The sequence below is a fragment of the Thalassobaculum fulvum genome (genome assembly GCF_014652915.1).
GTDB lineage: Bacteria > Pseudomonadota > Alphaproteobacteria > Thalassobaculales > Thalassobaculaceae > Thalassobaculum_A > Thalassobaculum_A fulvum.
Genome location: NZ_BMZS01000004.1, coordinates 361,372 through 374,514, shown reverse-complemented (window position 1 = coordinate 374,514; position 13,143 = coordinate 361,372). Strand labels below are relative to the sequence as shown.

14 protein-coding genes are annotated in these 13,143 nt (G+C 70.8%); 8 read left to right on the top strand and 6 right to left on the bottom strand.

Features of this window, described 5'->3' with window-relative positions; all coding sequences use genetic code 11:
• Positions 1-164: 164 nt before the first annotated feature.
• The 6 genes from fabD (at position 165) to IE246_RS11050 (ending at position 6,226) form a co-directional block, all read left to right on the top strand.
• Complete coding sequence (fabD, locus tag IE246_RS11075) at positions 165-1,124, top strand: ACP S-malonyltransferase (RefSeq protein WP_189989351.1); 960 nt, start codon at positions 165-167, stop codon at positions 1,122-1,124.
• Positions 1,125-1,141: 17 nt separating this feature from the next.
• Positions 1,142-1,882, top strand: coding sequence for a 3-oxoacyl-[acyl-carrier-protein] reductase (gene fabG / locus IE246_RS11070; protein WP_189989349.1), 741 nt, complete (start codon positions 1,142-1,144; stop codon positions 1,880-1,882).
• Between the two features lie 152 nt (positions 1,883-2,034).
• A complete protein-coding gene (locus IE246_RS11065) occupies positions 2,035-2,268 on the top strand; it encodes an acyl carrier protein (protein ID WP_189989347.1) in 234 nt (77 codons plus the stop codon).
• A 70-nt stretch (positions 2,269-2,338) separates the two neighbouring features.
• A complete protein-coding gene (fabF, locus tag IE246_RS11060; protein WP_189989345.1) occupies positions 2,339-3,604 on the top strand; it encodes a beta-ketoacyl-ACP synthase II in 1,266 nt (421 codons plus the stop codon).
• Positions 3,605-3,617: 13 nt separating this feature from the next.
• Positions 3,618-4,586 carry an endolytic transglycosylase MltG gene (gene mltG / locus IE246_RS11055; protein WP_189989343.1) on the top strand — a complete coding sequence of 323 codons (969 nt, stop codon included), beginning with the start codon at positions 3,618-3,620 and terminating at the stop codon, positions 4,584-4,586.
• Positions 4,587-4,738: 152 nt separating this feature from the next.
• The gene (locus tag IE246_RS11050) at positions 4,739-6,226 is read left to right on the top strand and encodes a DHA2 family efflux MFS transporter permease subunit (RefSeq protein WP_229836895.1); all 1,488 of its coding nucleotides are present in this window, start codon (positions 4,739-4,741) and stop codon (positions 6,224-6,226) included.
• Positions 6,227-6,259: 33 nt separating this feature from the next.
• Here the strand turns inward: IE246_RS11050 and IE246_RS11045 are convergent, their stop codons facing one another.
• Complete coding sequence (locus tag IE246_RS11045; RefSeq protein ID WP_189989339.1) at positions 6,260-7,036, bottom strand: SDR family NAD(P)-dependent oxidoreductase; 777 nt, start codon at positions 7,034-7,036, stop codon at positions 6,260-6,262.
• A 121-nt stretch (positions 7,037-7,157) separates the two neighbouring features.
• On the opposite strand from IE246_RS11045, the gene IE246_RS11040 reads away from it, so the two are divergent.
• Positions 7,158-8,072 (top strand): YicC/YloC family endoribonuclease, encoded by a 915-nt coding sequence (locus IE246_RS11040; RefSeq protein ID WP_189989338.1) that lies wholly within the window; start codon positions 7,158-7,160, stop codon positions 8,070-8,072.
• 40 nt (positions 8,073-8,112) lie between these two features.
• The gene (gene gmk / locus IE246_RS11035) at positions 8,113-8,727 is read left to right on the top strand and encodes a guanylate kinase (protein ID WP_189989663.1); all 615 of its coding nucleotides are present in this window, start codon (positions 8,113-8,115) and stop codon (positions 8,725-8,727) included.
• 7 nt (positions 8,728-8,734) lie between these two features.
• Here gmk and IE246_RS11030 read toward each other — a convergent pair whose 3' ends face one another.
• From IE246_RS11030 to pdxA, 5 genes are all read right to left on the bottom strand, one after another.
• The gene (locus tag IE246_RS11030; protein ID WP_189989336.1) at positions 8,735-9,229 is read right to left on the bottom strand and encodes a P-loop nucleotide/nucleoside kinase family protein; all 495 of its coding nucleotides are present in this window, start codon (positions 9,227-9,229) and stop codon (positions 8,735-8,737) included.
• Positions 9,230-9,372: 143 nt separating this feature from the next.
• Entirely contained in the window at positions 9,373-10,632 is a 1,260-nt protein-coding gene (locus tag IE246_RS11025; protein WP_189989334.1) for a polyhydroxyalkanoate depolymerase, read from the bottom strand.
• 133 nt (positions 10,633-10,765) lie between these two features.
• On the bottom strand, positions 10,766-11,272 hold the full coding sequence (locus IE246_RS11020) for a GNAT family N-acetyltransferase (protein ID WP_189989332.1): 507 nt from the start codon (positions 11,270-11,272) through the stop codon (positions 10,766-10,768).
• Positions 11,269-12,123 (bottom strand): 16S rRNA (adenine(1518)-N(6)/adenine(1519)-N(6))-dimethyltransferase RsmA, encoded by an 855-nt coding sequence (gene rsmA / locus IE246_RS11015; protein ID WP_189989330.1) that lies wholly within the window; start codon positions 12,121-12,123, stop codon positions 11,269-11,271. Before rsmA ends, IE246_RS11020 begins: the two co-directional genes overlap by 4 nt.
• Positions 12,120-13,139: a 4-hydroxythreonine-4-phosphate dehydrogenase PdxA gene (gene pdxA, locus IE246_RS11010; protein ID WP_189989328.1), complete on the bottom strand. Its 1,020-nt coding sequence runs from the start codon at positions 13,137-13,139 to the stop codon at positions 12,120-12,122. The genes rsmA and pdxA overlap by 4 nt, the downstream gene beginning before the upstream one ends.
• Positions 13,140-13,143 lie beyond the last annotated feature (4 nt).

The window sequence follows — 13,143 nt, the reverse complement described above, 5'->3', positions numbered from 1 at the left end:
GGCCGCACTCAGAGCGCGGGGAATTCCCCTTTTCGCGGCCCGTCGACACCGGCGCGGTCTCCGCGCCAACAGCACCCCGTGCCTTGACATCCGGGGCTCCCGGGCGCATCTCCCCGCCGCTAAACGGCGGCAAGCCGCCCAACGAGATCGCAACGGGGGAAATGATGGGCGACACGAACAGCGGTCGGGCCTTCGTGTTTCCGGGCCAGGGCAGCCAGGCCGTCGGCATGGGCAAGGACCTGGCCGACACCTATCCGGTCGCCCGCGCCGTCTTCCAGGAGGTCGACGACGCTCTCGGCGAATCGCTGTCGACCCTGATGTGGGAGGGCCCGGAGGACAGGCTGACGCTGACCGCCAACGCGCAGCCGGCGCTGATGGCCGTCAGCCTGGCGGTCGCGCGCGTGCTGGAGGCGCAGAGCGGCCGCCGGTTCGACGAGCTGTGCGACTACGTCGCCGGGCATTCGCTCGGCGAGTACTCGGCGCTGGCGGCGGCCGGGACCTTCGACGTGGCGACCACGGCGCGGCTGTTGCGGCTGCGCGGCGAGGCGATGCAGAAGGCGGTGCCGGTCGGCGAGGGGGCGATGGCCGCGCTCATCGGTGTCGAACTCGAGGCCGCCCAGTCGCTCGCCGCCGAAGCGGCGGAAGGCGAGATCTGCGATATCGCCAACGACAACGGCGGCGGCCAGATCGTGCTGTCCGGGCATGCGGCCGCGATCGACCGGGCGGTCGCCCTGGCCTCGAAGTACGGCATCAAGCGGGCCCTGAAGCTGACGGTGAGCGCACCGTTCCATTGCGCGCTGATGGCGCCGGCGGCCGATGCCATGGCGGAGGCGCTGGCCTCGGCCGACCCGCGGCCGCCGGTGGTCCCGGTCGTCGCCAACGTCAGCGCCGCGCCGACCAGCGATCCCGACGTCATCCGGCGGCAACTGGTCGAGCAGGTCACCGGTCGGGTACGCTGGCGCGAGTCGGTGGCGTCGTTCGCCGGGCTCGGCATCCGGTCGGTCGCCGAACTGGGGTCCGGCAAGGTGCTGTCGGGTCTGGTCCGACGCATCGACAAGGAACTCGAGGCCGTCGCGGTCAACGGCCCGGCGGATGTCGACGCCTTCCTGGCGTCGCTCGGCTGACAACAGGGGGAAGCAGGATGTTCGACCTGACGGGCAAGACCGCCCTGGTGACCGGGGCGACCGGCGGCATCGGTGCCGCCATCGCCGCGTCGCTGCACGGGCAGGGCGCGCACGTGGTGCTGTCCGGGACCCGCGAGGGGGTGCTGGCGGAGCGCGCGGCGGAACTCGGCGACCGGGTGTCGGTGGTGCCGGCGAACCTCGCCGACCTCGGCTCGATCGACGACCTGGCGAAGCGGGCCGAGGAAGCGGCCGGCGGCGGCATCGACATCCTGGTGAACAACGCCGGGATCACCCGCGACGGCCTGCTGATGCGCATGAAGGACGAGGACTGGGACGCGGTCCTGGCGGTCAACCTGACCGCCGGCTTCCGGCTGTCGCGGGCCCTGGTGCGGGGCATGATGAAGCGCCGCTGGGGACGCATCATCGGGATCTCGTCGATCGTCGGGGCGACCGGCAATCCGGGGCAGGCGAACTACGCCGCTGCCAAGGCCGGCATGGTCGGGTTCTCGAAGGCGCTGGCGGCCGAGATCGCCAATCGCGGCATCACCGTGAACGTGGTGGCGCCGGGATTCATCGACACCGCCATGACCGAGGCGCTGGCCGATGCCCAGAAGGAGAAGCTGCTGGCGGCGGTTCCGGCCGGGCGACTCGGGACGCCGGAGGACATCGCGGCGGCGGTCGTCTACCTGGCGAGCCAGGAAGCGAGCTACGTTACCGGCGCCACGATTCATGTTAACGGTGGCATGGCGATGCTTTGAGGCGCGCAAGCGCGGGGCGTGCTGGTTTTGCGGCGAGAGTTGTGATACAGCCCGCCGATCTGACGACCGGGGTCCCGCCAAGGTGGCCCGGAAGACAAGCAAATCCGGCCGGTCCGGCCGATATCGAGAGAGAGATCAGAGGGTCTTGAGACATGAGTGACGTCGCCGACCGGGTGAAGAAGATCGTCGTCGAGCATCTCGGGGTCGAGGAGAGCAAGGTCACCGAGAACGCCAGCTTCATCGACGATCTGGGCGCCGACAGCCTCGACACCGTCGAGCTCGTGATGGCATTCGAGGAGGAGTTCGGCTGCGAGATCCCGGACGACGCGGCCGAGAAGATCCAGACCGTCAAGGACGCGATCGATTTCATCGAGAGCAACTCCTGACGATTGCCTCGGTGTCGCCGGAACGAACGCCCGGCGACACCGGAGGTCGCCGAGCTAAGGGGACGCCGGCATGCGACGAGTGGTCGTCACGGGCCTCGGGCTCGTAACCCCGCTGGGCTGCGGGATTGAACACAACTGGAAGCGTCTGACCGACGGCGGCTCGGGGATCCGGGCCATCGACGGCTTCGACGTGTCGGACCTGCCGGCGAAGGTCGCCGGTCAGGTGCCGGCCGGAACCAGCGCCGATGGCGGCTTCGACCCCGACGAGTGGGTCGAGCCGAAGGAGCAGCGCAAGATCGACCGGTTCATCCTGCTCGGCATCGCGGCCGCCCATCAGGCCGTGGTCGATGCCGGCTGGCAGCCGACCGACGACGAGGCCCTCAACCGTACCGGCGTCATGATCGGCTCCGGCATCGGGGGCCTGACCACGATCTACGAGGCCAGCCTCGTGCTGGCCGAGCGCGGCCCGCGCCGGATCAGCCCGTTCTTCATTCCGTCGGCGCTGATCAACCTGATCTCCGGTCAGGTCTCGATCCGTTTCGGCTTCCGCGGACCGAACCACTCGGTGGTGACGGCGTGCGCGACCGGCGCCCACGCCATCGGCGACGCGGCCCGGCTGATCGCGCTGGACGATGCCGACGTCATGGTCGCCGGCGGTGCCGAAGCGGCGGTCTGCCGCCTCGGCGTGGCCGGCTTCGCCGCCTCGCGGGCGCTGTCGACCGCCTACAACGACACCCCGGAAAAGGCCTCGCGTCCGTGGGACGAGGGCCGTGACGGCTTCGTCATGGGCGAGGGCGCCGGCGTGGTGGTGCTCGAGGAGTACGAGCACGCCAAGCGGCGCGGCGCCACCATCTATGCCGAGGTGGTCGGCTACGGCCTGTCCGGCGACGCCCACCACATCACCGCGCCGGCCGACGACGGCGACGGCGGCTTCCGGGCGATGACGGCGGCACTGAAGCGCGCCGGCATGACCCCGGACGACATCGACTACGTCAACGCTCACGGCACCTCGACGCCGCTCGGCGACGCCATCGAGTTCGGCGCCATCAAGCGGCTGTTCGGCGACGCCGCCGGCAGGATCTCGATGTCGTCCACCAAGTCGGCGATCGGCCACCTGCTGGGCGCCGCCGGGGCGGTCGAGGCGATCTATTCGGTGCTGGCGATCCGGAACCAGGTCGTGCCGCCGACCCTGAACCTGGACAATCCGTCCGAAGGCATCGAGGGCATCGACCTTGTGCCGCACACCGCCAAGCAACGGACCGTGCGGGCCGCGCTGTCGAACTCGTTCGGCTTCGGCGGCACCAACGCCTCGCTGATCTTCTCCAAGACGGATTAGGCGAGCCGGCCGGATGGGGCGCTGGCTTCTCCGGCTCGCCTCGCTGGCGACCTCGTTCCTGATCGTCGCGGCCATGGCTGCGGTCTGGGGCTGGTCGGCGTTCAGGCAGCCCGGCCCGCTGCCCGAGCCGGCCAACGTGGTGATCCCCCGCGGCGCCGGCCTGGAGGCGATCGCCCGGCAGCTGGCCGAGGCCGGGGTGATCGCCGACACCACCCTGTTCTCGCTCGGCGCCAAGATTTCCGGCAAGGCGCGTGGCCTGAAGGCCGGGGAGTTCCGGTTTCCGGCGGCGGTCAGCCCCGAGCAGGCGCTCGCGATCCTGGAGCGCGGCGAGACCGTGGTGCGGCGGGTTACGGTGGCCGAGGGGCTGACCAGCGTTCAGGTGGTGGCGCTGCTCGGCGAGGCCGAAGGGCTGGACGGCACGATCGACGCGGTGCCGCCGGAAGGCAGCCTGCTGCCCGAGACCTACCACTACTCCTGGGGCGACGACCGGGAAATGCTGGTCCGCCGCATGGAACGTTCGATGCGCGAGACGCTCGCGCGCCTGTGGGAAGGCCGGGCCGGGGACCTGCCGTTCGAGACGCCGGAGGAGGCGTTGGTCCTGGCCTCCATCGTGGAACGCGAGACCGGCGTCGCCGCCGAGCGCGGCCTGGTCGCCGGGGTGTTCGTCAACCGGCTCAAGCGCGGGATGCGACTGCAGTCGGACCCGACGGTCGCCTACGGGATCGCCGGCGGGGACGGGCTGGACCGGCCGCTGACCCGGGCCGACCTGCGCGCCGCGACGCCCTACAACACCTACGTCATCGCCGGCCTGCCGCCGGGGCCGATCTGCAATCCCGGCCTGGCGTCGCTGGAGGCGGTGCTGCGGCCGGCCGAGACCGACTACCTGTACTTCGTCGCCGACGGCACCGGCGGTCACGCCTTCGCCAAGACCCTGGCCGAGCACAACCGCAACGTCCGCAAGTGGCGCAGGCTGCAGCGCTAGGATCCGGGCGGCCGGCGTGATGGAGCCGCGGTCCCGGCCGGCGGATCGCTGGCTCTGGGCGGATCGCTGGCTCTGGGCGGATGCACTGGTTCGGCTATCATGCCGGATCGAGTGTCGTGCCGACCCCCCCGCGCCGTTCCGGGATCTCCCGCGTGTTGAGCGAATTCACCTCGCGGCAGTGGCTCACCCTGCTCACTGTCCAGCTGTGCACCATCCTGTTCGGGATCACCGTGACCAGTGTCGCGGTGATCCTGCCGCAGATGAAGGGCGCCCTGGCCGCGACCCAGGACCAGATCGCCTGGGTGCTTACCCTCAACCTGGTCGCGACGGCGGCGGCGACGCCGCTCACCGGCTGGCTGGCCTCGAAGCTGGGCTGGCGCCGGCTGATGGTCGGGTCCGTGCTCGGTTTCACGGCCGCTTCCGTCGCCTGCGGCACCGCCACGTCGCTGGAGACCCTGCTGGTCTTCCGGGTGGTGCAGGGGGCGCTCGGCGCCCCGATCTTCCCGATGGGACAGGCGATCATCCTCGCCCGCTTCGAGCGCCGCCACCATCCGATTGCGGTGATGATGTGGGGGGTCGGCGGGGTCATGGGACCGATCCTGGGCCCCACCTTCGGCGGCCTGGTCGCCGACGTCCTGGACTGGCGCTGGTCGTTCTTCATGATCCTGCCGCTGGGCCTGGTGGCGTGCATTCCCACGGTGCTGGCCCTGGGCGACGAGGAGCGCGGCACCTCGCGGCGGTTCGATTTCGTCGGCTTCGTCCTGGTCGCGGTCGCGATCGGCGCCCTGCAGCTGATGTTCGATCGAGGGCAGCGACAGGACTGGTTCGAGTCGGCGGAAATCGTGACGGAATGCGTGCTGGCGGCCGGAGCCTTCTATCTCTTCCTCATCCACGCCCGGTTCTCGCCGTCACCGCTGTTCGAGGGGGCGACCTTCCGGGACCGCAACTTCGTGCTCGGGGCCGGTTTCGCGTTGGTCATGGGAATGCTCCAGTTCACCCCGATGGTGCTGTTTCCGGCCCTCCTGCAGGACCTGCGCGGCTATCCCGAGTCGATCGTCGGTTACCTGATCTCCATGCGCGGCGTCGGCAACTTCCTCAGCTTCTTCGTGGTCGCGCAGCTCACCCGCCTGGACGCCAGGGCGACCCTGGCGGCGGGCCTGCTGATCCAGGCCGGGGCGGCGGCCTGGATGGGGCTTCTGGACCTGAACATGACCTTCGAGCAGGTGCTCTGGACCAACCTCATGCACGGGTTCGGCTTCGGCCTGGCCTATACCCCGATGGCCGTGCTCGCCTTTTCCACCCTGGACTCACGGCTGCTGACTCAGGGGAATGCGATCTTCAGCCTGCTTCGCATGCTCGGGAGCAGCCTGTTCATCGCCGTCATCCTCGTGGTGTTCGTGCGGTCGGCCGCCGAGGCCTACGCACACCTCGGTGCCGGCATCACGATCTTCAGCACCGACAGCATCCTGGCCTGGATCTCCCGGTTCGGCGATCTGGGCGACCCGGTCCTGCATTCCAGGCTCGGGGAGGAGGTAAGGCGCCAGGCGGCCATGATCGGCTACGTCAACTCGTTCAACCTGCTGGCGCTGGTGCCGGCGATCGCGGCCCCCGCGGTGCTCCTGTTCAGGCGGCGGGCCTGAGCGGGCGGGGCTCGGCCAACGGTATCGAGGCGTCTACGCCTCGCGGGTCGCCTTGCCCGGCAGCCGGCGCATGATCGGGTCGATCCAGGCCGGCGGGATCGCCTGCAGCAGGGTGACCGCCAGCGCCATCGGCCAGGGGAAGGCGATGCGCGGGCGGTTGCGCTCCAGGCCGCGGCGGATGATCCGGGCGGCCCGGTCGACGTCCATCAGGAACGGCATCGGAAAGTCGTTCGCATCGGTCATCGGCGTCCGGACGTAGCCCGGGCAGATCACCGACACCCGCACCCCGCTGGCGTGCAGGGTGCCCCGCAAGCCCTCGCCGAACACCTTCACGGCCGCCTTGGAGGCGCAATAGGCCGGCGCCCCCGGGAACCCGCGATAGCCGGCCAGCGAGGCCATCAGGGCGACCTGCCCGCGGCCGCGCCGCTGCAGGCGCGGCAGGACCGGCAGCACGGTGTTCATCACCCCGTCGACATTGGCGGCGAACACCGCGCGCACCTGATCCTCGGGCTCGCCGCCGGCCTTGCCCGAGGTTCCGGCGGAGATCCCGGCGTTGGCCACCACCAGGTCGAGCGGGTCGGCGTCGTCGGCTTCTAGCACCCAGGCGCGTACCGCCGCGGCGTCGGTCACGTCGATTGTTCGGACCCGGACGTCGGCGCCGGCCGCCCGCGCCTGCGCTGCGACCGCTTCCAGCCGGTCGGCCCGCCGGCCGCCGAGATGGAGCACTGTCCCGGCGGCGGCGTATTCGAGCGCCAGGGCCGCGCCGATTCCGCTCGAGGCTCCGGTGATGAGGATCGACTTCGGCTGCATCGAACGGCTTGCTCTCCGGTGTCCGGGGTCGGGCGGCTTGGCGCCCCCGATACCCCAGGATATAAGGGCGGCAACCCGTTCCGCGACCGTCCAGTGGGGTTCTCCGTTGTCCGTGATGAGCATGACCGGCTTCGCCCGCGTCGACGGCGGCGCCGAGGCCGCGCCGGAAGGCGGCGAATCCCCGATCCCGTGGACCTGGACCTGGGAGATCCGCAGCGTCAACGCCAAGGGCCTGGACCTGCGCACCCGCCTGCCGTCGCTGGCGGAGGGTTGGGAGAGCAGGATTCGCGAGCGGGCGCAGGCCCGGTTGGCGCGCGGTTCGGTCACCGTGACCTGGACGCTGGAGCAGGCCGACCGCGCGAAGGTTCCCCAGGTTGTGGTCAACGAGCCGTTCCTGCGCGAGATCCTGGCCCTGCAGGAGAAGCTGGAGGCGGACGGGCTGGTCTATCCGACGGCACCGAGCCTGGACCGTCTGCTGGCCATCCGCGGCGTGGTCGAGGTGGTCGAGCGGGTGGCGGACACCGCGGTGATCGCCGCCCTGGAGGCGCCGGCCCTGGCTGACCTGGACAGGGCCCTGGACGGCATGGTCGAGGCCCGCGGCCGCGAGGGCGCCAAGCTGAAGGCTGTGCTGGAGACCCATCTCGACGAGATGGCCGAGCTGACCGGTCGGGCGGTCGCCGCCGCCGAGACGCAGCCGGCCGCCCTGCGCGCCCGCATGGCCGACCAGCTCGCCCTGCTGCTGGAAGCCTCGCCGCCGGTGTCGGAGGAGCGGATGGTCCAGGAGCTGGCGCTGCTGGCGACCAAGGCCGAAGTCCGCGAGGAGACCGACCGCCTGACCGCGCACGTCGCGGCCTGCCGGGAGCTGCTGTCGGACGGCGGCGCGATCGGCCGCAAGCTCGACTTCCTGTGCCAGGAACTGAACCGCGAGGCCAACACCCTGTGCTCGAAGGCGGTCGACCTGGAGCTGACCGGAATCGGCGTCGAGCTCAAGACGAGGATCGAGCGGTTCCGCGAGCAGATCCAGAACGTCGAGTAAGCGGGGAGAGGCGGTCGTGGCAATTACGCGGCGCGGTCTGATGCTGGTGCTGTCGTCGCCCTCGGGGGCCGGCAAGACGACGATCTCCCGGCGGCTGCTGGACGAGGAGCGCACACTGTTCATGTCGGTCTCGGCGACGACGCGGGCGCGCCGGCCGGGCGAGGTCGACGGGCGCGACTATTTCTTCGTCGACCCGACCGAGTTCAACCTGATGGTCAACCGCGGCGAGCTGCTGGAGCACGCCAAGGTGTTCGGCAACTACTACGGCACCCCGCGCGGACCGGTCGAGGAGGCGCTCGCCGCCGGGCGCGACGTGCTATTCGACATCGACTGGCAGGGCACCCAACAGCTCCAGGACTCGGCCCCGCGCGACCTGGTCAGCGTGTTCATCCTGCCGCCTTCGACCCGCGAGCTGGAACGCCGGCTACGGGCCCGCGCCCAGGATTCCGACGAGGTGGTGGCGGCCCGCATGGCGAAGGCGGCCGACGAGATCAGCCACTATCCCGAATACCAGTACATCATCCTGAACGACGACATCGAACGCAGCGTCGCCGCGGTCCGCTCGATCCTGGCGGCCGAACGGCTCAAGCGCGAGCGCCAGGTCGGCCTGCCGGACTTCGTGAAGGGCCTGCGCGAGGGCAGCGGCGACGACTGAACCGCCGTCAGCCGGGATTGTGGATCACGACGTCCAGTCCCTCGTCCTCCGTGGGTGCCACGAAGTAGCTGGTGAACAGCTCGAAATCCGCCTCGGTCGGCGCGAAGTCGTGCTCCCCGTGCGCGTTGCGTTCCCGGAGCCGCGCCTTGCAGGTCTCGTCGGGCACGTCGAGCCAATGCAGCCGGCAGGCGGTGCCGGCGTCGTCGGCGATGCCGCGCATCCACTGCCGGCTTGAGATGGTATTCGCCGGAAAATCCAGCACGACGGACAGGCCGGTGCGCAGCAGTTCCGCGACGTGCGGGCCCATGACGCTGCGCAGGCGACCACTGCAGCGGACATAGTCGTCCAGCGCGGCGATCTCGCCCGGATACAGCCGGGCGAGCCAGGCATCCTCGGCGATCAGGACCGTACCGGGCCCGGCGGCGAGTTCCCGGGCGAGGGTCGACTTGCCGGCGGCGATCTTGCCGCACAGCAGGTGCAGGGTCGGATTGTCGGCGGTCATGACGGACTCCATCGAGGCAGTACGGGCGCCCGGTGGGCGCCGGATCGGACAGACGGCGACGTCCCGGCCTGAGCCCTCAGGCCGGGACGATAATTCGCCGCGTCGGTGTCCGATGCCTCGTCACGTCGTCGTCCGTCTCCCGGTCAGCCGACCGCCTTCAGCCGGGCCTTGCGCTTGCCGACCCGATGGTCGTGCTCGCGGATGAACTCCTTGACGACCGGCGCGATCTCGCGCCGCCAGCGGCCGCCGTTGAAGATGCCGTAGTGCCCGACCTTCTTCTGCAGGTGGTACTTCTTCATGTCGTCGGGCAGCGAGGTCGCGAGGTCCAGGGCCGCCTTGGTCTGGCCGACGCCGGAGATGTCGTCGAGTTCGCCCTCGACGCACAGGATGGCGGTCCGGGTGATGGCCTCGGGCTTCACCGGGTGCCAGCGGTGGATCATCTCGCCGCGCGGCAGGTCATGGTCCTTGAACACCACCTTGATGGTCTGCAGGTAGAACTCCTCCGGCAGGTCCATCACCGCCAGGTACTCGTCGTAGAAGGCGGTCCGCTTCTCGGCCTCCTCGTCGTCGCCTTGGACCAGGTGGTCGAACAGCTCATGGAACGACTGCATGTGCCGGTCCAGGTTCATCGAGATGAAGTTCGTCAGCTGGATGAAGCCCGGATAGACCCGCCGGCCGGCCCCCGGGTAGGGCGGCGGCACGACCGTGATCACGTTGTTCTCGAACCACTCGAAGTCGTGCTCTTCGGCCAGCTTGTTGACCGCGGTCGGGTTGCGCCGGGTATCGATCGGCCCGCCCATCAGGGTCATCGACGCCGGCGCGCACAGGTCGCCCCAGCCGGACATCACCGACACCGCGGCCAGCACCGGCACGCTCGGCTGGCACACCGCGATCACGTGGGTGTTCGGGCCGAGGTAGTGCAGGAAGTCGATCACGTAGTCGATGTAGTCGTTGAGGTTGAAGCGGTCCGCTTCGGTCGGGACCATCCGGCAGTCCTGCCAGTCCGTGACGTACACCTCGTGGTCCGGCAGCAGCGCCTCGACGGTGCCGCGCAGCAGGGTCGCGAAATGCCCGGACAGCGGCGCCACCACCAGCACCCGCGGGTCCTCGCGGGTCACGGCGCGCTTGAAGTGCAGCAGGTGGCAGTAGCTGCGCTTGATGACCGGATCGACCTCGACCTCGACCTCGCGGCCGTCGATCGGGGTGGTCGCCAGGCCCCAGTCCGGCTTGCCGTAGCGGCGGGTGGCGCGCTCGAACACCTCGGCGCCGGCCATCACCTGCTGGGCGTAGGGCGTGTAGGCGAGCGGGTTCCAGGGTGCGCCGGCCATCAGCCGCGCCATCTGGGCCGCACTGCGCCACGGCATCATCGCCAGGCGGGAAAACTCGTGCATGTGGTAGAGCATTTCCGGTCCTTTCGGGTCCGGGGACGGGAAGGGGAACGGCCCCGGTCGGCGCGCATGGTGCGCCGATAATCGTTAGAAGTCGATGAATGACGCACCTGCAGCATTCGTCCGTGCGGACGGTGCCGGAAGCCGGTCAGCCGAGCTCCTTCTTCATGCCGAGATGGCTGCCCACGAACCCCAGGCGCTCGTAGAACCGGTGAGCGTCGATCCGCCGGTGGTCGGTGGTGAGCTGCATCAGCACGGCCCCGTGCGCCCTGGCGCGCGCGATCGCCGAGCGCATCAGCCGCTCGCCGACCTTGCGCCCGCGCGCCGCGGTCCCGACGCGCACGCCCTCGACCTGCGCCCGGGTGGCACCGAGCCGGCTGATCCCGTGGATCAGGGTGAGCTGGAGGCAGCCGATCACCGCACCGTCGAGGTCGGCCACCAGGATCAGGTTGTCGCCCTGGGCCGTCATGCGCCGGAACGCCTCGCCATAGACCGCCGGCAGCGGTGTCTCGGGGCGTTCCCGGCTCTTGCCGAGGCCGTCGTCCGCCAGCAGCGCGACGATGGCCGGGAGATCGTCCTCGGTCGCGGGCCGGATCGTCAGCCCGTCGCTCTCGCGCTGCACGGCGTCCAGGGCGGTATCGAGGGGCTGGGTCATCGGCGCTTCTCGCGGTCGGACAGGGCATTGGCCAGGCGGCAGAACTCGGCGATCTGCAGGCGTTCGGGGCGGACCGTCGGCTCGATCCCGGCAGCCGCCAGCAGGGCGTCGCCGCCGAGGCCCTTGAGGCTCTGCCGCAGCATTTTGCGGCGCTGGCCGAACGCCGCCTCGGTGATCCGCTCCAGTGCCCGGCGTTCGGCCGGGTGGGACGGCGCCGGACGCGGCTCGATCCTGACCACGCTCGACCAGACCTTGGGCGGCGGGGTGAACGCCGACGGCGGCAGGTCGGTCACCCGGCGCACCGTGCACAACCACTGCACCAGCACCGACAGGCGGCCATAGGCTTCGCTGCCGGGGGCGGCGAGCAGGCGCTCGGCGACCTCCTTCTGGAACATCAGGGTCAGGGATTCGAAGGCGGTCGGGGTCTCCAGCCAGCCGAGCAGCAGCCGGGTGGCGACGTTGTAGGGCAGGTTGGCGACGATCCGACGGGGCGACGTGCCCAGGGTTGCGATCGGTACCTCCAGCGCGTCCGCCTCGACCAGCCGCAGCCGGCCGTCGGCGGCCTCGACCAGCGGTGCCAGGGCGGCGGCGGCGCGGGCGTCGCGCTCGATCGCGATCAGGTCGGTCGCGCCCTCGATCAGCAGCGCCCGGGTGAGGCCGCCCGGACCGGGACCGACCTCGATGGTGGTGCCCCGGTCGAGCTCACCGGCGGCCCGGGCGATCCGGCGGGTCAGGTTGATGTCGAGCAGGAAGTTCTGTCCGAGGCTCTTCTTGGCCGAGAACCCGGCGGCGGCGATCGCCTCGCGCAGCGGGGGCAGGGCGGCGACCCGCGCCGCCACGGGATCCTTCACGCCGAGGCTCCCGACGCCCCGGTGCGACGCTCAGCCATCCCGGCGGCCGTCCGCAACGCGGCGATCAGGCTGTCCGGCCGGGCCCGGCCGGTGCCGGCGAGCGCCAGCGCGGTGCCGTGGTCCGGCGAGGTGCGCACGAACGGCAGGCCGAGCGTGACGTTGACGCCGCCCCAGAAGTCCAGGGTCTTCAGCGGCACCAGCACCTGGTCGTGGTACATGCCCAGCGCCACGTCGTAGCCGGCGCGGGCCTCGGCGTGGAACATGGTGTCGGCCGGCAGAGGACCGACCGCATCGATGCCGTCGGCGCGCAGGATCGCGACGGCGGGCGCGACCACCTCGATGTCCTCGCGGCCGAGCGCCCCGCCTTCGCCGGCGTGCGGGTTCAGGCCGGCGAGCGCCAGGCGCGGGCGGGCGATACCGAAATCGCCGGTCATGGCCGCCGCTGTGATCCGAGCGACCTTGACGATGCCGTCGGTCGTCAGTTGGCGCGGCACCTCGGCGAGCGGGATGTGGATGGTCACCGGCACCACCCGCAGCGCGTCGCTCGCCAGCAGCATCACCGGGGTCACGCCGGGGCCGGCCAGATGGGCCAGGAACTCGGTGTGGCCCGGAAACGCGAATCCGGCCTGGTACAGTGTCTCCTTCTGGATCGGGTTGGTGACGACCGCCGCGGCGCGGCCGTCCCGCACCAGCTCGACGGCCCGCTCGATGGCGGCAGCCACGGCCGGGCCGTTTGCCGGGTCGGGCGTGCCGGGACGGTCGGGAGCGGCAAAGCCTTGCGGCAGCACCGGCAGCGCGTCGCCGAAAGCCGCGACGGCATCCTCCGGCGAGTCGATCGGCTGCAACGGCACCGAACGGCCGATCTTCTGCAGCCGGGCGGCCACCCGGTCCGGGTCGTCGATCAGCAGGAACGGGGCGATGCCGTCGGCGCGCCGCAGCCAGGCGTCGGCGGCCAGCTCGCAACCGACGCCGGCCGGCTCGCCGGGGGTGAGGGCCAGCGGCAGCGGGGCGACCATGCCC

Bases quoted from the DNA above. Each gene is read 5' to 3' on its own strand.
- fabD (WP_189989351.1), top strand. From the start codon at position 165: ATGGGCGACACGAACAGCGGTCGGGCCTTCGTGTTTCCGGGCCAGGGC.
- fabG (WP_189989349.1), top strand. From the start codon at position 1,142: ATGTTCGACCTGACGGGCAAGACCGCCCTGGTGACCGGGGCGACCGGC.
- IE246_RS11065 (WP_189989347.1), top strand. From the start codon at position 2,035: ATGAGTGACGTCGCCGACCGGGTGAAGAAGATCGTCGTCGAGCATCTC.
- fabF (WP_189989345.1), top strand. From the start codon at position 2,339: ATGCGACGAGTGGTCGTCACGGGCCTCGGGCTCGTAACCCCGCTGGGC.
- mltG (WP_189989343.1), top strand. From the start codon at position 3,618: ATGGGGCGCTGGCTTCTCCGGCTCGCCTCGCTGGCGACCTCGTTCCTG.
- IE246_RS11045 (WP_189989339.1), bottom strand. From the start codon at position 7,036: ATGCAGCCGAAGTCGATCCTCATCACCGGAGCCTCGAGCGGAATCGGC.
- IE246_RS11040 (WP_189989338.1), top strand. From the start codon at position 7,158: ATGACCGGCTTCGCCCGCGTCGACGGCGGCGCCGAGGCCGCGCCGGAA.
- gmk (WP_189989663.1), top strand. From the start codon at position 8,113: ATGCTGGTGCTGTCGTCGCCCTCGGGGGCCGGCAAGACGACGATCTCC.
- IE246_RS11030 (WP_189989336.1), bottom strand. From the start codon at position 9,229: ATGACCGCCGACAATCCGACCCTGCACCTGCTGTGCGGCAAGATCGCC.
- IE246_RS11025 (WP_189989334.1), bottom strand. From the start codon at position 10,632: ATGCTCTACCACATGCACGAGTTTTCCCGCCTGGCGATGATGCCGTGG.
- IE246_RS11020 (WP_189989332.1), bottom strand. From the start codon at position 11,272: ATGACCCAGCCCCTCGATACCGCCCTGGACGCCGTGCAGCGCGAGAGC.
- pdxA (WP_189989328.1), bottom strand. From the start codon at position 13,139: ATGGTCGCCCCGCTGCCGCTGGCCCTCACCCCCGGCGAGCCGGCCGGC.